Below are 20285 nucleotides of genomic sequence, written 5' to 3' on the forward strand. Positions count from 1 at the left end.
AATGGAAAAATGGATGATTCGACTGGGAGGACTTGTCTCTTCCCTTTTGGTTTCTGCGGTCACTTTTGCAGAGGAGCATGGCGTTGAGGCGGTTGCCTCCTCGGGTGGTGTCGACAGCCCTTGGCTCAAGCCGATGCTGGCTATTGGTGCCGGTTTCGCAATTGCCCTCGCTGCCTTTGGTGGCGCTTTGGGACAGAGCCGTGCGGCCGTTGCCGCGCTGGAAGGGATTGCCCGCAATCCGGGTGCTGCCGGTAAGGTGCAAACCCCGATGATCATCGCACTCGCTCTTATCGAGTCGTTGGTCATCTACGCGCTGGTTATCGCCTTCCTGCTTCAAGGGAAGATATAGTCCCGCTGCGCCCGTAGTTCAGTGGATTAGAACGTCGGTCTACGAAACCGAAGGTCACAGGTTCGAATCCTGTCGGGCGCGTAAATTAAAGTGGTGACTCTTTAATTGAGGGGTCGTCCAACGGCAGGACACCTGGCTCTGACCCAGGGAATCATGGTTCGAATCCATGCCCCTCAGAAAAACGATCGGCCCCCTTTTGGGGGCCGTGTCGTTTCTACGGGTTGCGGGGATGAGAACCCAGAGCCGCAAGGCTCTTGGTTCTGACCGAAGGAAATCCCGTAGTCCTGAGCAGAGTCGAAGGACGGAGGGAGAATCCATGCCCCTCAGCATAACAGCACGCACCCCAACAGGGATGCTTGCTGTTATAGTTTTTTGGGCTTGCAGTTCGGTCTTTCATCAACTTTTACACAGAGATCGTTACACCACCGTGGGGACGGGTGATTAGTCAGCATGGATCACATCGGAACAGAATTTCAGGATGCCTGTGGGCAGATTTTTCAAGCGCTAATAAATTAAAGAGGGTTGGCAAGCTCCTCAACCAATGAGTTTGAATTTAGAAAAAATCCATTTTCGTAAACATCCCCCTTCTTTTGAATCGTCCAAAATGGAGATTTGACTTTGTCCCTATATAAGGGTACGCTATTTCCCAGTGAGCATCCCCGTCATTTATTATGAGACGGCTCGTGGCGATCAGCCGGTGAGGGATTATATTGAAGCCCTTTCTGACAAGGAGAGGGCAAAGGTGAAGGCGTTGATTGACCATCTCTCGGAAAGGGTGGTTTTAAACGAGCCTCATGCCCGGAAGATGGGAGGTTATCCGGGCCTTTTTGAACTGAGGCCGGGTGCTCATCGTGTTTTCTATTGTTACCATGAAGGCAAGGTAGTCTTGCTCCATGCCTTTCGGAAAAAATCGAACAAGACGCCTCAGAGGGAGATTGAGACGGCTTATAATCGCTTGAACGAATAAAGGAGGTTTGAACTATGAGAACCAGCGGCAACTTTCACAGAGATTTGGAGAAGGACCTCAAGAGTCCGAAGTTTGCGGTTCACTTCAAAAAGGAGAAGGAACGACTAAGACTGGCTGAACGGTTGCGGGGTGCCATGACTCGTTCCCATCTGTCCGTTAGGAAGGTGGCGTTCCTCATGGGGACCAGCAAGTCACAGGTGGAGAGGATCATCAGCGATCCCGAGGCCAATATCGGGCTGGACACCCTGATTAAGTTCGCGTCGGTCGTCGGACGGCGGGTCGAGATCAGCCTGAGGTGAGCCTCATGCGGCCATCTTCTCAACGATCTCGGCTAATTTCAAACCTTCTGTGAGGGTTTGTTCGTAACTGAATCCAGATGGCAGGGTTTTCCGGTGGGGGCGGATAAAAAGGGGTCCGTCAAGCTGAATTCTGTAAAACCTATTTAATAGGTTGATATTTCTATCCTCCTTTGATATCTTTTCTCCATGCTTGAGGTTCTTTTTGGGAATAAGGCGGCGGTGTCTATTCTCCTCTATTTGGAAGAGAACGGCGAGGGGTATGCTAATCAGATATCGCGCCATTGCAACATTCCTCTCAACATGGTTCAAAAGCAGCTCTCTCGTTTTGAACGGGGTGGTGTTCTGATTGCTCTCTATAGAGGAAGGTCCAAATTGTTCCGTTTGAATCAGAAATATCCATTTTATCCAGAGCTCAAGAGAATCCTGAAAAAAGGTGTTTCTTATCGAGCCTGGTTTCCGGATAAAGATCCTGCTGATGGAACTGATCTTTCGTACAAAGAGCGTCTCCAATTGACTCAGGATCTCAGTCGTCAAGCCGCTTTTCTTAACAGGCATCCTCCGGCGAGCCCTTTTGCTAAAAGTTTTGGGTCGTTTAAAAATTATGAAATCTGGAAAGAAAAACAAAAAAATCCACGCCTTTTCTAAGGAAACGGATTTGATTCGGGTTTGTCGTTTATTGAATAAAAGAGGCGCAAAATATTTGATCATCGGTGGCTTTGCCTTAAGTCTTCATGGTTTCATTAGGGCAACAAAAGATATTGATCTTCTGATCCCTCAGGATGTCACGAATACCCAAACTATTTTGGAGGCCCTCAAGGAAGGGTTAGTGTTTGGTATTGCTGCAGAGATGGATGCTGAGGAGGTGACCCACAAACCTATTACCATTATAGGGGACACTCCGAGGGTTGATCTGTTGACAGTTGCGAGCCGTGTCAAATATCAGGAGGCAAAAGGGGGGGCATTGGAAACCCGCGTTGATGGTGTTCGGATCCCCTATGTTGATCTAAAAACTCTTGTAAAGACGAAGCAGACGGGACGACTACAGGACAAGGCGGACATTGAACGCCTCAAGAAGATATTGAAAAAGATTTAATTGTGCGGCCAGGTCGTTAACCTCGGAACTTCACTTTTCAACATTAATCTCTGTCACCCCCGAGGGAAGCGGTTTTTGGGTGACGCGATATCGCCCCTGAAGGGCCTTCTGGAGGGAAGAGGTCAGGTTTTGGGGATCCTCTGAAGTATCAACTCCCAGCGTCAGAAGTTCGGGTGTCAGGGAGCGTGGCGAGACACGATAGACACCGGGTGTTTGATTGAGCAGATCGCGAATTTCCGAGTATTCGGGGTAGGATTTTATTTTGATCAGAACGACCTGGAGGCCGGTTGATGTGACAGGGATCGATTGGGCCTGGAGAGGCGTGACGGCTGCCAGGAGAAGGCTGAAGAGGAAGAGGATAGATCTTTTAGTCACGCAGAGTCCTGAAGGAGGCAATTCTTTCAATTTCAATAATCGCGGCATTTTTTCTGTCGGTGATCCGGATTGTACCGGAGCTGTTATCGATTTTCTGGAGCCTTCCCTGGTAGGCAATGCCAAAGGCGATCACCTCCACCCGATGCCCCAGGGCTTTTTTCAAAATACGAGGGGTTACTTCTAAAACGGCTTCTCCCATTGGTCTGTCTTCCGTAGTGGATGTCATTTTTTCTGTCAATCCTCACTACTTTTTTAGAAAAGTAGTGAATCCCTCCCAGTCCTCGGGGGGGGTCTTGATATAGGCTTGGCACCGCTCCAGGAAAATTTTGGAGGGACCATCCTTCGGGTTCAAGACAAGGCATTTTTCGAACAAGTGCTTCGCAGGAGCGAACTCTCCTTCGCGATATCTCTCCAGTCCTTCGGCAAAATGGGGCAGAAGTTCTTCCTGGGCATGATTTGGATCAACAAGAATCTCATAAATTTTTACAACCTCCTTCTTGCCCTTTACCTGAACGTCGTCAACCTCACGGAATGGAAAGGAGTCTTTGGTTTTCTCGTAGGTTGCCTGTGAAACAAGAATAGTGGTCCCGTAGTATTTATTCAGACCTTCCAGGCGTGAGGCGAGATTCACGCCGTCTCCGATGACGGTGTAGTCAAAACGTCTCTCGGATCCCATGTTGCCTACCGTTCCGAGGCAGGTGTTGAGCCCAATACCGATTTGGAGAGGCGGGATATGGAATTCCTTCTGCCATGTCTCGGAGTATTTTTTGACAAAGCGGCAAATATCAACGGCCGATCGGCAGGCGAGTTCGGGATGCCTCGGTTCCGGCAGCGGCACCCCAAAAACAGCCATCACGGCATCACCGATATACTTGTCCAGGAGACCTTTCTGATCCAGGATGATATCCGTGACCGGAGTGAGGTAGTTGTTGAGGAATTTTGATAGTACCTCCGGTGGGGTAGCCTCGACAATGCTGGTGAAGTCACGGATGTCGCTAAAAAAGATAGTTACTTCCTTTTTCTCGCCACCCAGGCGGATCTTGTCGGGATTTTTTGTGAGTTCCTGGATAACGTCAGGAGAAAGATAGTGCTGGAATGTTTCACTGATAAATTTCTTTTCTTTTTCCTCAGTCAAATAACGATAGAGTGTGGTTCCTCCGTAAACGAGAAACCCCGTAAAGAAAGGGTAGATATTCTGGAGAACCCACAGCTGTTTTAAGAAAAAGTAATGGAGCAGAATGGCTTGGGCCAGCGTGACGGCGAGGAAGAGGGCAAATCCCGGCATTGCCCTGAGGCGGATACCGCCAAATCCAAGAATAAGACCAACCAGGAGGATTATAAGGCGGGACAAGAGGGTGGTCCACGAGTCTCTTCGCAGGAGATCCCGCATCAGCAGGTTATCAATAATATTAGCCGCTACAACCACCGAGGGCATTGCTTGATCGATCGGTGTTGGTCTGGCATCTTCGAGTCCATCGGCTGTGGCACCGATCAAGACGATTTTTCCTTGAAAATCGGTTGATTCCGTTCCTGCAATAACATCCGAAAAACTCTCCCTTGGGAAAACGGCGAGAGGTCCCCTGAAGTGAGTCAAGAAATCCCCCTGCTCATCCAAGAAAAACTGATCCGAGAGAGGTTCCTGGTTTGATTTGCCTGCAGCGAGTGCCACCTGAAGTGGAAGGGATGGGAAAATACGTTCCCGATAGGAGATGACCATCGGTGTCTTACGCAGCGTTCCGTCAGAGTCACCTACAAGGTTGAAAAAGCCTTGGCGGTGCCCGCCCGGTAGATTTGAAAACATCGGAAGAGTATCAAGAACACCGCTTGCCAAGCGCAGTTTGGAGGGTCTTTTGAGCAGCGATATGGCAGAATTTTCCGTATTCCTGAAGTTTTCCTCCAGCTTCTCTTCGTGAAGCGCACTCTCTTCAAGCTTTTCTTTCTCGAGAAAGAGATAAAAACCCAAGTGGATATTCGGATATTGATGGAAGACTCGTGCGAGTGCTTCATCGTTCTCTCTTCCCTGAAGCCCCTGAGAGGGTGAGGCAAAAAAGAGATCGGCCGCAATGACTCTCGCACCTTTTTGGGCTATTTTTTTGAACGCCTCACCAAAGATCGCCCTTGGCCAGGGCCAGCGTCCAATCTTCTGGATGCTCTTTTCATCGATCGTGACGAGTACAACTTTTCCCGAACTTTGGATCGCCTTTCGCAGTTCAAAATGGATATCGTACAATTTTCCTTCAAGAACCTCGAAGAAGGTCGGACGGAGGTAGGAAAGGAGGAGGCTGATCAGGGTCAGTCCAGCGGCGAGAAGCAATCCTTTTTTCATAAGGTTAAGGTGGTACCTTCCGAAGCGGCGAAACAGGTGAGCTTTTGTTTGGATCTTCGGATCAACTGGATAGCCTCCCTCTCCTTTTTCTTGAGAAGGTGATCTGAATGGAGGGGGTCATGATGATACAGGGCCAGCTGTTTCACGTCGGCCTTCAGGGCGGTATGGACGGTATAGGAGGATGGGCTGTGTCCCCAACCTTGCTTTACCCGATATTCCTTTTCGAAGTACTGGGCATCCATGATCAGGAGGTCGGCGTTGTGGGCCCAACGTGAAAGCTCTTTGTCGCTGATTCCACAACGATTGTGACAGGAGCGCGAGGGAGATTCATGATCGCTGACATAAATGATTATTTTATGATCCGGTGTGACAATGCGGTATCCCAAGGCAAGGCCCGGATGGTTAAGCCAGCGGCTCTCAATCTGGTAGGGGCCAATTCTGAGTTTTTTCTCCTCAATCTCAATGACCCTCTTTTGGGCGGGCAGGATATGAAAGGGGAAAAGATTCTTGAGGGAGTGTCGCAGTCCGGGTGGTCCATAGATTCGGATCTTCCGGTTGATCTGGAGGATAGGCCCAAAAAAGGGGAGTCCGATAATATGATCCATGTGATTGTGACTGACAAGAACCGGAATTTCGCTTAAGCGTCCAAAATGGTTATCAGAATAGGTCAGCCCCAGCAAACGGATGCCCGACCCGCCGTCTAAGATGAGAGAATCTTCCCCATGACGAACCTCAACGCAGGAGGTATTTCCCCCATAGAGAACGGTGGCGGGTCCTGGTGACGGGATTGATCCGCGCGTTCCCCAAAACGTAACGGACGTGTTTCTCCCCCTCATACTTGAGGGGCCATTCTACTAGAATTATGTTTCTTTGACAAAGAATCTTCTTTAAGGCCTCTCCAAAGCAATCTTGGGATTGACAGGCGGCTTCGATAATTAATATAGCCACTTACCCAAGGAGAGGTGCTGTATGCTGTTTAACTTTGCAAATATATTGGCTTTTTTCGCTATTGGCTTGGGATTTGTCTTTGTTTCGTTGCTTCTCAGTCGTTTTTTAAGCCCCCGTGTTCCTTTCAGGGAGAAGCTTGCGACGTACGAATGTGGAGAGATCCCGACCGAGGGGGGGAGGATCAATTTCAACATCCGTTTTTATATTATTGCGCTGGTTTTTATTGTCTTTGATGTTGAGATTGCGTTTATGTTTCCGGTCGGAACCATCTTCAGGGAGTGGGTACAGCAGGGACGTGGGTTGGTTGCCTTTGTTGAGATTGCCCTCTTCATTTTGATCCTCCTTCTCGGGTTGGTGTATGTCTGGCGGAAGGGGGACTTTGAGTGGATGAAACAGGTTGTCACTGAAGATCGATCGCAAGGGATGGAGATTGTTCCCAAGGCGAGTCGCGTGCCTTAGGGTGAGGTGGGTGTAAGGTTATGTTTACTTTAAAAAACAAGATTCCGGAGAATGTCGTCACCGCGCAGGTTGATAATCTTCTTAATTGGGGCCGAAAGTCGTCTCTTTGGTACATGCTCTTTGGCCTTGCCTGTTGTGCGATTGAAATGATGCAGACGGGAGGACCTCGCACGGATCTCGATCGTTTTGGGGCGGTTCCACGCGGATCTCCGCGACAGTCCGACCTCATGATCGTCGCCGGAACGCTTACCTACAAAATGGCGCTTCGGACCAAGATTCTCTACGACCAGATGCCAGAACCGAAGTATGTAATCTCCATGGGGAGTTGTGCCAACTGTGGTGGCCTCTTTCAGCCGGCTTATTCTGTGGTCAAAGGGGTCGACAAGATTATTCCGGTTGATGTCTATATTCCCGGTTGTCCTCCACGCCCCGAGGCGCTGGCAGAGGGACTCTTAAAGATTCAGGAGAAGATGATGCGTGAGAAGTTTCTGTTACGGGACAAAAGGATCTCATCCGCCGCATAGGATTTTATCATGAACACCGAAGAGATTTATCAAAGGCTCGCCCCAAAGTACCCCGATGAGAAAATGGAGCTCACGGCTGGTGCGAAACTGCCGGTCACGGGCGTTCAGACAGGAGACCCTTTCATCGTCATACCGGTTAACAGGCTTCTCGATCTCATGCAGAGTTTGAAAAACGAGAAATTGTTTTCATTTGATTGTCTCTCCAGCTTGACCGCGGTTGATCGGCTCAAGGAGGGCCGCTTCGAGGTCGTTTATCATCTATTTTCCTATCAGCATCGACATCGGGTTACGCTCAAGGTCTATCTGCCACGTCAGGAGGATGCCCATCTTCCGACGGTGGAGGGGCTCTGGTCTTGTGCCAACTGGTTGGAAAGGGAGGTCTTTGATCTTTTCGGAATCCGTTTTGACTCTCACACCGACCTTCGAAGAATTATGCTGCCGGACGACTGGGTAGGGCATCCATTAAGAAAAGACTATAAGGAACAGGAAGATTACCATGGGATCAGCACAACGAGGCCACCCCTTATTTTATGAGTGAACTTCATACACAGGAAATGCTGTTAAACATGGGCCCGCAGCACCCCTCCACCCATGGAGTGATTCGATTTGTGGTCAAGACAGATGGTGAGGTGATGAGCACGGCCATTCCGGATGTTGGTTATTTGCACCGCTCCATTGAAAAGATCGCTGAAAAGGCAACCTATCATGGTTTTATGCCCTGGACCGACCGGGTTGATTATCTCGCTGCGATGAACTGCAACTATACCTATGCCCTGGCGGTTGAAAAACTTTCGGGTATCGAGACGAGTCGTCGGGCAGAATATCTTCGTGTTATCTCGATGGAGTTAAATCGTATCATTTCCCATCTCCTGGCGGTTGGGGCGCTCGGTATGGATGTTGGGGCCTATACGCCGTTTATCCACGGTCTGCGTGAAAGGGAGAAGGTCAATGATCTTATTGAAGAACTTTGCGGGCAGCGCTTGACCTATAACTATGCACGGGTCGGTGGGGTGATCTATGACATGCCGTCCGGATGGGCTGAAAAGGTATTGGCCTTTCTTGACCAGTTTGCACCGATGGTGGACGAGTTCAACCGTCTCCTCACCGATAACAAAATTCTGAAAAACCGATTGGGTGGGATTGGTGTTATCTCCAAGGAAGATGCGATCGCCTACAACCTGGTCGGCCCCAATTTGAGGGGCTCTGGCCTGAAATGGGATCTTCGAAAGGATTTGCCGTATTCTGTTTATCCGGAGTTTGAATTTGATGTCCCGGTTGGTACCGGTGAGGCGGGAACGTTGGGGGATTGTTTTGACCGCTACATGGTTCGCATTCGGGAGATGGGTGAATCGGTCAAGATCCTGCGGCAATGTTTTGAAAAGATTCCGTCCGAGGGGGAGCCGCAGGTGAAGGTGCCCAAAAAGATTCGTCCGCCGGCCGGGGAGATTTACGTCAGGACGGAGAGTACGCGGGGTGATTTGGGTTGTTATCTTGTGAGCGACGGGGGGGACAAGCCGTATCGCCTCAAATTCAGAGCGGGCTCCTTTAATGCGATGAGCATTGTGGAGAAGGTCAGTCGTGGGATGATGGTGGCTGATTTAATTGCGTTTATTGCAAGTCTCGATATTGTCGCACCGGAGATTGATAGGTAGTATCCCCTTCCCATCCCTCCCCTTAAGATTAAGGGGAGGGAGAGGGGGTGGGGATATGTTTTTATGCAACAACTGGCTGATAAATTGATTCAAATTATCCCCCATCCCGGATTTATTCCGGATGAGTATCTCTATGTCGGGATTCAATTGGCCTTTGCCCTTCTTGTTCTAATGCTCTTTGTCGCCCCGTTCGCCGGAATTGTCTCCTGGGTGGAGCGCCGCATTGCCGCGCGCATGATGGATCGAGTCGGTCCCAACCGTGTTGGCCCGCAGGGGTTTCTCCAATGGCTCGCGGATGGGATCAAATCGATCTTGAAAGAGGATATTGTGCCGACCGCCGCCGATCCGATTCTGTTTCGTTTAGGACCGTATCTGGTCTTTGTCGGGATGTTTATTGCGTTTGTTGTGGTTCCGTTCTCAAGCAAGTTGGTTATTGCTGATCTCAATGTCGGGATTTTTTACCTCGTTGCAGTCACCTCGCTTGTGACCGTTGGCATCCTCATGAGCGGTTGGGGTTCCAACAACAAGTATTCATTGCTTGGAGGGATGCGTTCTGCGGCCCAGATTGTTGCCTATGAGATTCCTGCCGGGTTGGCGATCCTTGTGATTGTCTTTCTCTCAGGCAGTCTTTCCATGCAGGGAATTATTGCGGCCCAAGGGGCCTATCCATGGCAATGGTTTCTCTTTGACAATCCTTTTACACTCGTAACCTTCTTTCTCCTTTTTATTGCGGCCTTGGCCGAGGGGAACCGGGCCCCGTTTGACATGCCGGAGGCCGAGAGCGAACTCATCTCCGGTTATTCGACTGAATACAGCGGTATGCGTTTTGTTTTCTTCTATTTTGAAGAGTGGGCCAACATCTATCTCATTGCCGCTGTCAGCACGACGCTCTTTCTTGGTGGATGGCAAATTCCACCGGCGGTGAGGGAGTGGGCAACGGCGATTCATGCACTCCTCCCCGATCTGTTGGAATTCGTAACCTTCTTCCTCAAGGCGGCGGTCCTGATTTTTGTGGTGATCTGGGTCCGGTGGACGCTGCCCCGTGTTCGCGTAGACCAGCTGATGATTCTTTGCTGGAAGTATCTTGTCCCTCTCGGGTTTGCCTGCGTGTTGGGGACGGGCCTCTGGATGTTGTTGTTCCCGACCGGTCTGCCGGTTGTTCGCTATCTCCTTGTCGGTGGGGCTGCGGTGACATTTGGTTATTTCTTTTATAGGGTTTGGTATCAGTTAAAGGCGGCAAGGGTGGAGATCCACCTTAATCCGTTTGTATAGCGCCCCCCCGACCCCCCTCTTAATGTAAGAGGGGGGAGTGGTAACAGTGATGTAAGTTTTGGGGGAGTTATGAGGAAATAGATGGAAGCAATGATCGGCTACTTTAAAAATATTACCGATTCCACCTCCACCATCTTTGAGGGGATGGCGATTACCTTCTCGCATCTTTTTCGGAGACCCGTGACGATTCAATATCCGGACAAAATTCCTCGTCCGCTGGTTGAAACACTGCCGGAGAGGTCGAGGGGCTTCCTCAAGGTCGATATGGAGATCTGTACGGCCTGTCTGGCCTGCATGACGGATTGTCCGATCGACTGTATCAAGATTGTGACGGAGAAGGAGGCCGGATCAAAAGAGAGATTGCTCACACAGTTTGATATCGATCTGGGCAAGTGCATGTATTGCGGTCTTTGTACGGAGCCTTGTCCTACAGGGGCGATTCATTTCACGCGTCAGTTTGAAAGAGCAACCGAAAATTTGTCGGATCTTGTTTTTAAATTTGTGCCTGAGGGGCAGAGGATTGTCCCGTACAAGGCCCCGACGAAGGAGAAGGAAGATGCCACCGCTGCCTGAAATAAAGAGCCTTCTCTTTCTGGGGCTCGCTTCTTTTACGCTTGTCTCTGCCTGTGTCGTCACTTTTTCACGAAATATCGTTTACTCCGGCTTCTCTTTATTGGGGACCTTTGCAGGAGCGGCGGGTCTCTTTGTTCTGCTCTCCTCCGATTTTGTGGCGGTAACCCAGGTTCTGATCTACGTCGGCGGTATCCTCGTCCTTGTCCTGTTTGCGATCATGCTGACAGAAAAGGTTGGCGTCATCAGGCTCACCAATGTCTCCGCCAATTACAAGGTGGCGGTCCCTCTGGTTGGACTCTTTCTCGTGATGCTGCTTTCGCTTCTAAAGAAAGGGGAGTGGGTTCTGATGAGTCAGGAAAGTTATCAATCGATGGTCAAGCCGATCGGCGAGGCGTTGCTCACCAAGTATCTATTGCCGTTTGAGGTCGTTTCGATTGCGTTGTTGGGGGCGTTGGTAGGGGCCGTGGTGATTGTGAAGAGGGCGGTGAAATGAGTCCCCTCACCCCAATAGCTCTCTCCCTTCGACGGGAGAGAGGAGTTGGATTCGATAGTGTCGTTACGAGAGAGGGTGGAGAAAATTGATGGTTACATTACAATCTTACCTGATAGTCACATCGATTCTCTTCTGCTTAGGTCTCTACAATGTCATCACGCGAAAAAATGCGGTTGGAATCCTCATGGGGGTAGAGCTGATTTTGAACGCCGCCTCCCTCAATATGGTTGCCTTCTCCCATTTCAACGGCAACGATGTCGCCGGGAATATCTTTTCGCTCTTTATCATCGTTCTTGCTGCGGCCGAGGCGGCCGTTGCGCTCGCCATTGTCGTTTCGATCTATCGCCAGTTCCATACGATTGATGCGGAAGAGGCGACAACACTGAAAGGTTAGCCTTCAATGAGTGCCATTGATTCTGTCCAACTCTATACCTCTACAGGGCTCGGTTTTAGGCGCGATGGGGATGTCGCCCATCGTCCCTCCATGGGGGCGGGGGTTTCGTTTACTTTGCTGGAAGATCGGTTGGCGATTCCGGTGAATATCCATGCGGATCGTCTCCGACTTGGCACAGGTGGAATCGGGGGTGGTATTTGGGGATTGGGAGGGGACCTCTCCGGAAGGATCTATTTGGGCAAGGCAAAATACCTGGGGACGATGAGCCTCGACCTTGGTCTCAAGGTTGATAATCTGATTGGAGAGGGGCAAACTGCCGTTGGTTTGACCCCTTTTGGCCGCATCGGTTTTCATAGGGACAAGGTGAATCTTGAAGGAGGGGTGTTGGCCTACAGCGGTCGTGAAGATATGAAGGCCGGACGCGGTTTTATCATGATCAATGTAAATGCCTTGGCACTGGGTCAGGCGATTCTCAGAGAACCTCGTTAATTATTGGAAAAAGCAATCTCCTTGACCTGGGGGATCTGTTTTTGTAGCGTGCCGTTCCTAAAATTCCTTTTATGTTTGCACAAGTTAGTCAATGGGTGGTGTGGGTCCCTTTTCTCCCGCTGATCGGGGCGATGATCAACGGGGCTTATAGTTTTTCGGGGGCCAAATTGGTTCGTCCGATCGTTCATTGGATCGCCTGTGGATCGATCGGGCTCTCTTTTCTGATTTCGGCCGGAACCTTTCTTCATTTTAGCACCTTGCCGGTTGAGTCACGCGAGGTGACCGTGACCCTCTTCAACTGGATCCTTTTTGATAATCTGTGGGCCGATGTCGCCCTTCTCATTGACCCCCTGACCCTGGTCATGATGCTCGTTGTGTCGGGCGTTGGGACGATTATTCATGTCTATTCGGTTGGCTACATGGCGCATGATCACAGCTATGCCCGCTACTTCAGCTATCTAAACCTTTTCTGCTTTGCGATGCTGTTGCTTGTGATGGGGGCCAACTTTTTCATGCTCTTTGTCGGTTGGGAAGGGGTTGGCCTCTGCTCCTACCTCCTGATTGGCTTCTGGTTTACGGACAAGGAGAAGGCGGTCGCTGGCATGAAGGCGTTTATTGTGAACCGCATTGGTGATTTTGGTTTTCTGATCGGTCTGCTCATTCTCTTTTGGGCCCTGCATGCCGTCGGATATCCGACGGTCTCTTTTTCGGAACTTAAGGAGGCTGCCCCGCTGCTTAAGGATCAAACGTTGTGGGGCTTACCGGTGGTGACACTCGTCTGCCTCTTTTTCTTTGTCGGGGCGACGGGCAAATCGGCCCAGATTCCTCTTTATGTCTGGTTGCCTGACGCGATGGCGGGCCCAACGCCGGTCTCGGCCCTTATTCATGCTGCTACGATGGTGACGGCTGGTGTTTACATGATTGGGCGGCTCAATTTTCTCTACTCGATGTCACCCGAGGCATTGACTATCGTGGCGGTTATCGGTTTTCTTACGGCTGCGTTTGCTGCTGTGATTGCCTTTGCCCAGAATGATATCAAGAAGGTCTTGGCCTATTCAACAATCAGCCAGCTCGGTTTCATGTTTGGGGCGATGGGCGTTGGGGCCTATGTTGCAGGCATCTTTCACCTCGTGACCCATGCCTTCTTCAAGGCCTGTCTCTTCCTGGGGTCAGGGTCAGTCATCCATGCCTGCAGTGGTGAACAGGATATGCGCAAAATGGGGGATCTCAAAAAGTGGATGCCGATCACCTTTGCTACGTTTTTTACGGCAACGCTTGCGATTGCCGGCATCTTTCCACTCGCCGGATTTTTTTCCAAGGATGAGATCCTCTGGCACACCTTCAATCAGAAGCCACTTCTCTGGGTGGTCGGGGTCCTGGCCGCGATTGGTACCGCCATTTATATGTTCCGCCTTGTTGCCATGACCTTTTACGGCAAACTGCGACTCGAGGGGGATGCGCGCCACCACCTTCATGAGTCTCCTTATTCGATGACGGTTCCGTTGATCCTGCTTGCGCTCCTCTCCGTGGTTGGAGGTTTTTTGGGATTTCCGAATGTCTTGGGGCATCTCTTTGGTTTTCATGAGACCAACCACTTTGGCCGGTGGCTTGCCCCGGTCCTGGCGGTGCATCAGACGGAAGAATCACTGCTCCCTCACTCGGTGGAGTACGGTTTAATGATCTTCTCATTTCTGATTGCAGCGGTTGGTTGCTATGTCGGGTATACTTTATATACCCGGAGACAGGATATCCCGCAAAAAGTGGTCGGCCGATTTCCTGTTCTTTATCGAACGGTTTTGAACAAGTTTTATGTTGACGAGGTTTATGAGGTTGTTTTTGTGAAGGGGTTGCTCAGGCTTAACAGCGCCTTGGCAAGCTTTGATCTCAAGGTGATCGACGGCCTCGTAAATCTCTCGGCCCTGTTGACCCGGATCACCTCGCGCATTTCCGGATTCTTCGACAAGATTTTTGTCGACGGCCTCGTGAATCTCGTGGCGAATAGCACACTCTGGAGCTCCGCCATCCATCGGATCCAGACAGGGAGGATTCAAAGTTATTTATACTATGCGTTGGGTGGCGTTGTCGTGATGCTGTTGTACCGAATTTTGTAAAACAAGGAGAGATTATGTTCCCTTATTTGTCTTTTATGACCTTCTTCCCCCTTGTCGGGGCGGTTATCATTCCATTCCTTCCCCGAGGTAAAGATTCCTGGATTAAATGGCTTGCCTTGCTCACCACGATCCCTCCACTCGTTGCCGCCTTTAAACTCTTTCTGATTTTTGATCGTAGCCAGGCCGGATTTCAGCTCATTGAGGGGCCGTTTGACTGGATACCGGCATTTCATATCCAGTACTATATGGGGATTGACGGGGTCTCGGTCTCGATGGTCCTCCTCACCGCCCTGATCTCCTTTATCTGTATCCTCGCCTCCTGGGGAATCGACAAGCATCTCAAGGGGTATTTCTCTCTCTTCCTGTTGCTTGATGCGGGCATGATGGGGGTCTTTTGTGCACTCGACTTTTTCCTCTTCTACGTCTTCTGGGAAGTAATGCTGCTCCCGATGTATTTCCTGATCGGGATCTGGGGAGGGCCGCGTCGCGAGTATGCCGCGATCAAGTTCTTCCTCTACACGTTACTCGGTTCCGTCCTCATGCTTCTTGTGATGCTCGCGTTCTACTTCTTTAGTGATGGAAACACCTTCAATCTCGTGACACTCGCAAACCAGCAGGTCCATCTGGGTCCGCTGACGTCGATCAACTTCCGGCATCTCTGCTGGATGGCGCTTTTCATCTGTTTTGCGATCAAGGTGCCGATTGTCCCATTCCACACCTGGTTGCCGGATGCCCATGTGGAGGCCCCAACGGCGATCTCCGTTATCCTGGCCGGTATCCTCCTCAAAATGGGGACATACGGCATCCTTCGTATTTGCTATCCGATTTTGCCTGATGCAACCGCCTATTTTGGAGAGATGATGGCGGTGATCGGCATGATCAATATTGTTTATGGGGCGTTGTGTGCGATGGCGCAGACTGACTTCAAGAAGTTGATTGCCTACTCTTCGGTGAGTCACATGGGTTTCTGTCTGTTGGGGATGGCCTCCTTTACGCCCGAAGGGATCAATGGGGCGGTTCTCCAGATGTTTAACCATGGGACGATTACGGCGATGCTCTTCTTGATTGTCGGGGTTGTTTATGACCGTGCGCATCATCGTGAGCTGGCCGGCTTCGGTGGACTGGCCAAGTCGATGCCTCGTTATTCTGTGATGACGGCCCTCGCCTTTTTTGCTGCGTTGGGCCTGCCAGGGCTCTCCGGTTTTGTGAGCGAGATCCTCTGTTTTCTGGGTGGCTTCAAGACATTCCGTCTCTATACGATTATCTCGGCAACCGGTATCGTGTTGACCGCGGGCTACATGCTCTGGACCTACCAGAGAGTTTTTCTGGGGAACTTGAATGAAAAATACGCCAAGATGCCGGAGATTAACGGGCGGGAGATGCTTACACTCGTTCCGCTGGCGGTGATCGTTGTCGTTGTGGGGATTTACCCCCGCTTCATTCTTGATTTACAAAACATGTCGCTTTCAGCCTTAAGCAGCTTACATGTGGCGGGACTCTAATCCGATGCGAGCCGATTTGACCTATTTTTGGCCTGTTTCTATCCTGATCGGGACGATCGTCCTCCTCTTCTTGATTGACTTCTTTTTGGGAGAGAGAAGAAAGTCGCTTTATCCTTTTGTTGCGGCGTCTGGTGCCGTCGGGATGGCGATGGCCAACGCCCATATGACGAATCTCCCAAGTGTCCGTTTCTTCTCCAATATGATCGTCTTTGATGGCATGGGGCATTTTTTCAATTACCTGTTCGCCGGTGCCTTGCTACTCGCGATCCTTTTTTCAACGAAATCGGAAGAGGTGGAGTGGACCGATGAGCCGAGCTACTACACGCTGCTGGTTGCCCTAACACTTGGGATGATGCTTCTTGCCGTTTCCAACCACCTCCTCATGATCTACCTGTCGCTGGAACTCGTGAGTGTCCTCTCGTATGTCCTGACGGGCTATGTCCGGGGATCGCGTCGCTCCTCGGAGGCCGCCCTTAAGTATGTGATTTATGGTGGGGTGGCGTCTGGGATCATGGCTTATGGGATGTCGCTTCTTTATGGATTGACCGGTTCCATGGAGTTGCCCGTTATTGCCGATTACCTTCAGACCCATGCGGTGAACCGTTCGGTCCTTTTTTTGTCGGTGTTGCTCATGATGGCGGGATTTGGATACAAGATTGCCGCCTTTCCGTTCCAGATGTGGTGTCCCGATGTCTATGAAGGGGCACCGACCCCTTTTACGGCCTTCCTCTCCGTTGGCCCCAAGGCGGCCGGGTTCGCAATTCTTATCCGTTTCTTCTTAACAGCGATGGGGACAAGAGGAGAGGCCGGTTTTATTGACCCCAAATTTTCAGGATGGCCGGAGTTAATGATCATTCTCTCGGTTGCAACGATGACGCTTGGAAACCTGGCGGCCTTGGTCCAGACGAATATGAAGCGACTTCTTGCCTACTCGTCCATTGCCCATGCCGGTTATATGCTTATGGGGTTTGCGGCCCTTAATGATGATGCGGTGCGTGCGATACTTTTTTACCTTGTTGTTTATCTTCTCATGAATTTGGGTGCCTTTTTGGTGGTGATTGTTGTTGCCAACCAGCTCCGGGTGGAGGACTTGCAGGGGTATGCGGGTTTAAGCCGTCGTGGAGGATTGGGAGCCGCTCTTTCAATCGCCATGGCGATTTTTCTCTTTTCGCTAACCGGCATTCCCCCTTTTGCCGGTTTTATCGGCAAGTTTTATCTCTTTGGTGCCGTGATTCGTTCCGGACTTTATGGATTGGCGATCATCGGTGTCTTGAATAGTGTTGTCTCACTCTACTATTATGTCAGGGTCGTGAAGCTCATGTTTTTTGATGAGGCGTTGGACTCCCGCCCCTTTCCGATGCCTGTTCTTCGCCACGGTGTGGCCCTTGCCGGACTTGCCTTTTTGACACTTTACCTTGGGCTTTTTTGGAATGGGTTAGCCAACCTCTCGGCCCGATCGGCCACTCTGCTATTTTAAATGAATCCCTATTTTTCACTCCTCCTCCTCTTTGCCTTTGCGTTACTCATTGGAGGCGGTTTTATCCTCCTCTCCCAGGCGCTTGGGCCTCGAAAGAGGAAGGCGACCAAGGAACTCCCTTATGAATGCGGTGTTGACCCGATTGATGAGCCGCGCCGTCGTTTCTCCGTAAAATTTTATCTCGTGGCGATGCTCTTCATCGTTTTTGATGTTGAGGTTGTTTTTCTTTATCCGTGGGCGGTGCTCTACAAGGAGTTCATCCGCTCCGGTTTGGGGATGTTCGTTTTTGTCGAAATGGCCCTTTTTCTGGGAATCCTCGTCGCTGGCCTCCTCTATATCTATGGCCGCCGGGCGCTGGAGTGGGAATAGCAACAATCTGGAATTACAGCCGATAACCATCACATGAGCATCGGCTCTATTTGTTCCTCCTTTATTGACCGGATCTCCGGGGCAGGGGAGTTAGGTCCGCTTATTGAGCACCTGGAAGAGACAGAGCTGGAGATTCGTCGACTGGCGGAAAGACTGGAAAATTTTAACGACGCGTTCGGTGAGGCGGCAGAAACAAGGTCCCGATTCCTTTATGATGGCGGGGAGCTGCTTTCTTCAGCGTTGCCTAAGGCAGAGGGGAGAAGTTGGAGATACGCCTGGTGGCTTTCCGATGCCTGCAATCGCCTTTCAGGCAGATTTACACGGGCCGAGCAGATGCTATTGGACCTGAGACAATATCAGCATCTCCCTCTCTTTGCGAAGATACAGGCGAGGGTCTGTCGACCCGATTTCGACCAATTTTTCTTGAGAGGGTGTGCGAGATTCATCGGCAAGACCCCTGATGCTGACAGCAGGGCCTTTAGGAGGTTTAGTTCACCGCTATCTCGTCGCGCGTATCGGATTTTTAGCGGAGTTACGATCGACGAGATTGCTTATCGACTTGATGTCCTAAGAGAGGTTCGGAGAGGGCGTGCCCACTTATCCCTCGCCCTGTTGGGGGGCGCGATCCTGTTTGGCGCTTACCAGTGGCATAAATTTTCCGAGTAGATCTTAAAAATCTTTTTTGACAAATCAGCCCCAACCGCTAAAAGCTCCTCTGTCGATCTGACAAAGGGGGAAAATTCTATGACCAATTCTTCACCGCGCGAGTTTACCTTCCGTGCTGTTCTCCTGGGGGCCGTTCTCGGAGTGATTCTGGCGGCGGCCAACGCTTACCTGGGGTTGTATGCCGGTCTGACAGTCTCGGCATCGATTCCCGCCGCAGTCATCTCGATGGCGATCCTGCGAGGGCTCTTCAAGACGGGGACGGCCCTTGAAAATAATCTTGTTCAGACGATTGCAGCAAGCGGCGAGACAATAGCGGGCGGTGTGATCTTCACCGTTCCGGCACTCGTCTTGACCCAGTCGTGGCACGAGTTTCATTTTTGGCCGACGACATTGATTGCGATGACCGGCGGACTTCTGGGAATCCTTTTTATGATTCCGCTCCGTCGGGCGATTATCGTTGAAGAGCCCGAACTCACCTTTCCGGAAGGAACGGCTTGTGCCGAAATACTAAAAGCTGGTGAAGGAGGGAAAGGAGGTCGAATTATCACGATTGCGATCCTCGCATCCGCCCTTTACAAATTTTTCTCCTCCGGCGTAGCGCTTCTTCAAGGTGGATTTGAAACCGCCTTCAGGATCGGTCGGTCTCTTTTCTATTTTGGAGGAGAGAGTTCTCTGGCGCTCCTTTCGGTTGGATATATCATCGGTCCCAATGTGGCGACCCTCCAGTTTTTGGGAGGCGTCATCAGTTGGGTTATTGCAATTCCTCTCTATTCAATGATTGTTGGTATCCCCGATGGGGACCTGCTTTCTTCTTCATGGAGTCTCTGGAAGAACCAGATTCGGTATATGGGGGTTGGAGCGATGGCCGTTGGCGGCCTCTGGACGATTTGGTCTGTTCGTGGAGGGCTTCGCAAAGGGATGAAACGGATTTTTGGAAAGAAGATCCTTGGAGAAGTCGTGGCCCGAACGGATCAGGATTTGAGTCGACGCATCATGCTTCCCCTGCTGCTCATCACAATCCTGCTGATCTTCGGTCTTTATCACTATCTGACGGGGAGTCTGGGGGTTGGTCTTTTTGCGACGGTCCTGATTGTGATAGTAACCTTCTTCTTTGTGGCGGTGGCGAGTTATCTGGTCGGTTTGGTCGGTAGCTCCAATCTCCCGATCTCCGGAATGACAATCTGTTCACTGCTCTTTGCCGCCTTTTTTCTCCATCTGGTTGGGATCAAGGGCTCTCTGGGGGTCCTCGCTGCCTTAGGGATTGCCGGTGTCGCCTGCGGTGCCTGCTCTTCTGCCGGGGACATCAGCCAGGATCTGAAGACGGGGCAGATCGTTGGTTCAACACCGTGGAAGCTACAGATTGGAGAGGTCGTCGGCGCGATTGTCCCCGCCTTTGTCATTGCACCCGTTCTGACCGTCTTGCATTCCTCTTATGGGATCGGAGTAGCGGCAAGGGAAGGGATCAAGCCTCTTGTTGCTCCTCAAGCAACCCTTTTTGCGAAACTGTCGGAGGCGCTTTTTCTGGACGGTGGAAACCTTCCGATGACGTTTGTTTATATCGGGATGGGGCTTGCAGTCTTCTTCATCCTGCTCGACAATAACCTAAAGAAAAGGAACTGCTCTTTTAGGACTTATGTGATGGCCGTGGCGATCGGGATTTATCTCCCACTACAGCTTTCGACGACGATCTTTGTAGGAGGGCTTCTTCACGCCTTGCTCAAAAATAGCTCTTCGAACGAGGGGAGTCGTGGGATCCTCATCGCCTCAGGGCTGATTGCAGGAGAATCGCTCATGGGAATCATTGTGGCGGCCTTGATCTTTAGCGGGCTCAATATTCCTGTTTCTGTCTGGGACGAATCCGGTCCTCCCGTATGGGTTGGTGGATTTGCAGTCCTCCTGGCGCTTTCCCTCTTTGCCTATGCGGTGAGAAAGAAGTAGCAGGGAGCT

Annotated in this window: 24 protein-coding genes and 2 tRNA genes; 21 read left to right on the top strand and 5 right to left on the bottom strand. The window is 50.9% G+C overall.

From position 1 onward, the window contains the following. The first annotated feature begins 13 nt into the window (after nt 1–13). The 5 genes from HYT77_05900 to HYT77_05920 all read left to right on the top strand — a co-directional run bounded on the left by HYT77_05900 (nt 14) and on the right by HYT77_05920 (nt 1615). Nucleotides 14–349, top strand: coding sequence for an ATP synthase F0 subunit C (locus HYT77_05900; protein ID MBI2067524.1), 336 nt, complete (start codon nt 14–16; stop codon nt 347–349). A gap of 7 nt (nt 350–356) precedes the next feature. Next, nucleotides 357–430, top strand: a tRNA-Arg gene (locus tag HYT77_05905). Nucleotides 431–455: 25 nt separating this feature from the next. Next, a tRNA-Gln gene (locus HYT77_05910) sits at nt 456–526 on the top strand. 478 nt (nt 527–1004) lie between these two features. Then, entirely contained in the window at nt 1005–1316 is a 312-nt protein-coding gene (locus HYT77_05915) for a type II toxin-antitoxin system RelE/ParE family toxin (GenBank protein MBI2067525.1), read from the top strand. A gap of 14 nt (nt 1317–1330) precedes the next feature. Then, the gene (locus tag HYT77_05920; protein MBI2067526.1) at nt 1331–1615 is read left to right on the top strand and encodes a helix-turn-helix transcriptional regulator; all 285 of its coding nucleotides are present in this window, start codon (nt 1331–1333) and stop codon (nt 1613–1615) included. Between the two features lie 3 nt (nt 1616–1618). Here HYT77_05920 and HYT77_05925 read toward each other — a convergent pair whose 3' ends face one another. Beyond that, nucleotides 1619–2125 (bottom strand): hypothetical protein, encoded by a 507-nt coding sequence (locus HYT77_05925; protein ID MBI2067527.1) that lies wholly within the window; start codon nt 2123–2125, stop codon nt 1619–1621. Nucleotides 2126–2315: 190 nt separating this feature from the next. On the opposite strand from HYT77_05925, the gene HYT77_05930 reads away from it, so the two are divergent. Beyond that, entirely contained in the window at nt 2316–2708 is a 393-nt protein-coding gene (locus tag HYT77_05930) for a nucleotidyl transferase AbiEii/AbiGii toxin family protein (protein ID MBI2067528.1), read from the top strand. A 30-nt stretch (nt 2709–2738) separates the two neighbouring features. On the opposite strand, the gene HYT77_05935 is transcribed toward HYT77_05930, so the two are convergent. Genes HYT77_05935 through HYT77_05950 form a run of 4 tightly spaced genes read right to left on the bottom strand, consistent with a single transcriptional unit; the run spans nt 2739 to nt 6245 of the window. Continuing rightward, on the bottom strand, nt 2739–3083 hold the full coding sequence (locus tag HYT77_05935) for a hypothetical protein (GenBank protein ID MBI2067529.1): 345 nt from the start codon (nt 3081–3083) through the stop codon (nt 2739–2741). Next, the gene (locus HYT77_05940; protein ID MBI2067530.1) at nt 3076–3282 is read right to left on the bottom strand and encodes a hypothetical protein; all 207 of its coding nucleotides are present in this window, start codon (nt 3280–3282) and stop codon (nt 3076–3078) included. Before HYT77_05940 ends, HYT77_05935 begins: the two co-directional genes overlap by 8 nt. Nucleotides 3283–3327: 45 nt before the next feature. Continuing rightward, entirely contained in the window at nt 3328–5409 is a 2082-nt protein-coding gene (locus HYT77_05945; protein MBI2067531.1) for an adenylate/guanylate cyclase domain-containing protein, read from the bottom strand. Next, on the bottom strand, nt 5406–6245 hold the full coding sequence (locus HYT77_05950; GenBank protein MBI2067532.1) for an MBL fold metallo-hydrolase: 840 nt from the start codon (nt 6243–6245) through the stop codon (nt 5406–5408). The genes HYT77_05945 and HYT77_05950 overlap by 4 nt, the downstream gene beginning before the upstream one ends. A 133-nt stretch (nt 6246–6378) precedes the next feature. Between HYT77_05950 and ndhC the strand changes: the two genes are divergently transcribed. The 15 genes from ndhC to HYT77_06025 all read left to right on the top strand — a co-directional run bounded on the left by ndhC (nt 6379) and on the right by HYT77_06025 (nt 20276). After that, nucleotides 6379–6816, top strand: coding sequence for an NADH-quinone oxidoreductase subunit A (gene ndhC / locus HYT77_05955; GenBank protein MBI2067533.1), 438 nt, complete (start codon nt 6379–6381; stop codon nt 6814–6816). Nucleotides 6817–6836: 20 nt separating this feature from the next. Further along, a complete protein-coding gene (locus HYT77_05960) occupies nt 6837–7340 on the top strand; it encodes an NADH-quinone oxidoreductase subunit B (protein MBI2067534.1) in 504 nt (167 codons plus the stop codon). Nucleotides 7341–7403: 63 nt separating this feature from the next. Further along, complete coding sequence (locus tag HYT77_05965) at nt 7404–7874, top strand: NADH-quinone oxidoreductase subunit C (GenBank protein ID MBI2067535.1); 471 nt, start codon at nt 7404–7406, stop codon at nt 7872–7874. Then, complete coding sequence (locus tag HYT77_05970; protein ID MBI2067536.1) at nt 7871–8992, top strand: NADH-quinone oxidoreductase subunit D; 1122 nt, start codon at nt 7871–7873, stop codon at nt 8990–8992. Before HYT77_05965 ends, HYT77_05970 begins: the two co-directional genes overlap by 4 nt. Before the next feature lie 63 nt (nt 8993–9055). After that, the gene (gene nuoH, locus HYT77_05975) at nt 9056–10264 is read left to right on the top strand and encodes an NADH-quinone oxidoreductase subunit NuoH (protein MBI2067537.1); all 1209 of its coding nucleotides are present in this window, start codon (nt 9056–9058) and stop codon (nt 10262–10264) included. Between the two features lie 81 nt (nt 10265–10345). Next, a complete protein-coding gene (locus tag HYT77_05980; protein MBI2067538.1) occupies nt 10346–10837 on the top strand; it encodes an NADH-quinone oxidoreductase subunit I in 492 nt (163 codons plus the stop codon). Further along, nucleotides 10821–11330: an NADH-quinone oxidoreductase subunit J gene (locus HYT77_05985; GenBank protein MBI2067539.1), complete on the top strand. Its 510-nt coding sequence runs from the start codon at nt 10821–10823 to the stop codon at nt 11328–11330. The genes HYT77_05980 and HYT77_05985 overlap by 17 nt, the downstream gene beginning before the upstream one ends. 88 nt (nt 11331–11418) lie before the next feature. Next, a complete protein-coding gene (gene nuoK, locus HYT77_05990; GenBank protein ID MBI2067540.1) occupies nt 11419–11724 on the top strand; it encodes an NADH-quinone oxidoreductase subunit NuoK in 306 nt (101 codons plus the stop codon). Between the two features lie 6 nt (nt 11725–11730). Continuing rightward, on the top strand, nt 11731–12213 hold the full coding sequence (locus HYT77_05995; protein MBI2067541.1) for a hypothetical protein: 483 nt from the start codon (nt 11731–11733) through the stop codon (nt 12211–12213). Between the two features lie 71 nt (nt 12214–12284). Beyond that, nucleotides 12285–14324, top strand: coding sequence for an NADH-quinone oxidoreductase subunit L (nuoL, locus tag HYT77_06000; protein ID MBI2067542.1), 2040 nt, complete (start codon nt 12285–12287; stop codon nt 14322–14324). Nucleotides 14325–14338: 14 nt separating this feature from the next. Next, a complete protein-coding gene (locus tag HYT77_06005; protein ID MBI2067543.1) occupies nt 14339–15826 on the top strand; it encodes an NADH-quinone oxidoreductase subunit M in 1488 nt (495 codons plus the stop codon). Beyond that, the gene (locus tag HYT77_06010) at nt 15810–17303 is read left to right on the top strand and encodes an NADH-quinone oxidoreductase subunit N (GenBank protein ID MBI2067544.1); all 1494 of its coding nucleotides are present in this window, start codon (nt 15810–15812) and stop codon (nt 17301–17303) included. The genes HYT77_06005 and HYT77_06010 overlap by 17 nt, the downstream gene beginning before the upstream one ends. Beyond that, nucleotides 17304–17672, top strand: coding sequence for an NADH-quinone oxidoreductase subunit A (locus tag HYT77_06015; protein ID MBI2067545.1), 369 nt, complete (start codon nt 17304–17306; stop codon nt 17670–17672). 33 nt (nt 17673–17705) lie between these two features. Continuing rightward, nucleotides 17706–18338: a hypothetical protein gene (locus tag HYT77_06020; GenBank protein ID MBI2067546.1), complete on the top strand. Its 633-nt coding sequence runs from the start codon at nt 17706–17708 to the stop codon at nt 18336–18338. A gap of 78 nt (nt 18339–18416) precedes the next feature. Next, entirely contained in the window at nt 18417–20276 is a 1860-nt protein-coding gene (locus HYT77_06025) for an oligopeptide transporter, OPT family (protein ID MBI2067547.1), read from the top strand. Nucleotides 20277–20285: the final 9 nt, after the last annotated feature.

It is taken from the genome of Deltaproteobacteria bacterium (genome assembly GCA_016180855.1).
In the GTDB taxonomy this organism is placed as follows: domain Bacteria; phylum UBA10199; class UBA10199; order JACPAL01; family JACPAL01; genus JACPAL01.

Bases quoted from the DNA above. Each gene is read 5' to 3' on its own strand.
- HYT77_05900 (MBI2067524.1), top strand. From the start codon at position 14: ATGATTCGACTGGGAGGACTTGTCTCTTCCCTTTTGGTTTCTGCGGTC.
- HYT77_05920 (MBI2067526.1), top strand. From the start codon at position 1,331: ATGAGAACCAGCGGCAACTTTCACAGAGATTTGGAGAAGGACCTCAAG.
- HYT77_05940 (MBI2067530.1), bottom strand. From the start codon at position 3,282: ATGGGAGAAGCCGTTTTAGAAGTAACCCCTCGTATTTTGAAAAAAGCC.
- HYT77_05945 (MBI2067531.1), bottom strand. From the start codon at position 5,409: ATGAAAAAAGGATTGCTTCTCGCCGCTGGACTGACCCTGATCAGCCTC.
- HYT77_05950 (MBI2067532.1), bottom strand. From the start codon at position 6,245: ATGAGGGGGAGAAACACGTCCGTTACGTTTTGGGGAACGCGCGGATCA.
- ndhC (MBI2067533.1), top strand. From the start codon at position 6,379: ATGCTGTTTAACTTTGCAAATATATTGGCTTTTTTCGCTATTGGCTTG.
- HYT77_05960 (MBI2067534.1), top strand. From the start codon at position 6,837: ATGTTTACTTTAAAAAACAAGATTCCGGAGAATGTCGTCACCGCGCAG.
- HYT77_05965 (MBI2067535.1), top strand. From the start codon at position 7,404: ATGGAGCTCACGGCTGGTGCGAAACTGCCGGTCACGGGCGTTCAGACA.
- HYT77_05970 (MBI2067536.1), top strand. From the start codon at position 7,871: ATGAGTGAACTTCATACACAGGAAATGCTGTTAAACATGGGCCCGCAG.
- nuoH (MBI2067537.1), top strand. From the start codon at position 9,056: ATGCAACAACTGGCTGATAAATTGATTCAAATTATCCCCCATCCCGGA.
- HYT77_05980 (MBI2067538.1), top strand. From the start codon at position 10,346: ATGGAAGCAATGATCGGCTACTTTAAAAATATTACCGATTCCACCTCC.
- HYT77_05985 (MBI2067539.1), top strand. From the start codon at position 10,821: ATGCCACCGCTGCCTGAAATAAAGAGCCTTCTCTTTCTGGGGCTCGCT.
- nuoK (MBI2067540.1), top strand. From the start codon at position 11,419: ATGGTTACATTACAATCTTACCTGATAGTCACATCGATTCTCTTCTGC.
- HYT77_05995 (MBI2067541.1), top strand. From the start codon at position 11,731: ATGAGTGCCATTGATTCTGTCCAACTCTATACCTCTACAGGGCTCGGT.
- nuoL (MBI2067542.1), top strand. From the start codon at position 12,285: ATGTTTGCACAAGTTAGTCAATGGGTGGTGTGGGTCCCTTTTCTCCCG.
- HYT77_06005 (MBI2067543.1), top strand. From the start codon at position 14,339: ATGTTCCCTTATTTGTCTTTTATGACCTTCTTCCCCCTTGTCGGGGCG.
- HYT77_06010 (MBI2067544.1), top strand. From the start codon at position 15,810: ATGTGGCGGGACTCTAATCCGATGCGAGCCGATTTGACCTATTTTTGG.
- HYT77_06015 (MBI2067545.1), top strand. From the start codon at position 17,304: ATGAATCCCTATTTTTCACTCCTCCTCCTCTTTGCCTTTGCGTTACTC.
- HYT77_06020 (MBI2067546.1), top strand. From the start codon at position 17,706: ATGAGCATCGGCTCTATTTGTTCCTCCTTTATTGACCGGATCTCCGGG.
- HYT77_06025 (MBI2067547.1), top strand. From the start codon at position 18,417: ATGACCAATTCTTCACCGCGCGAGTTTACCTTCCGTGCTGTTCTCCTG.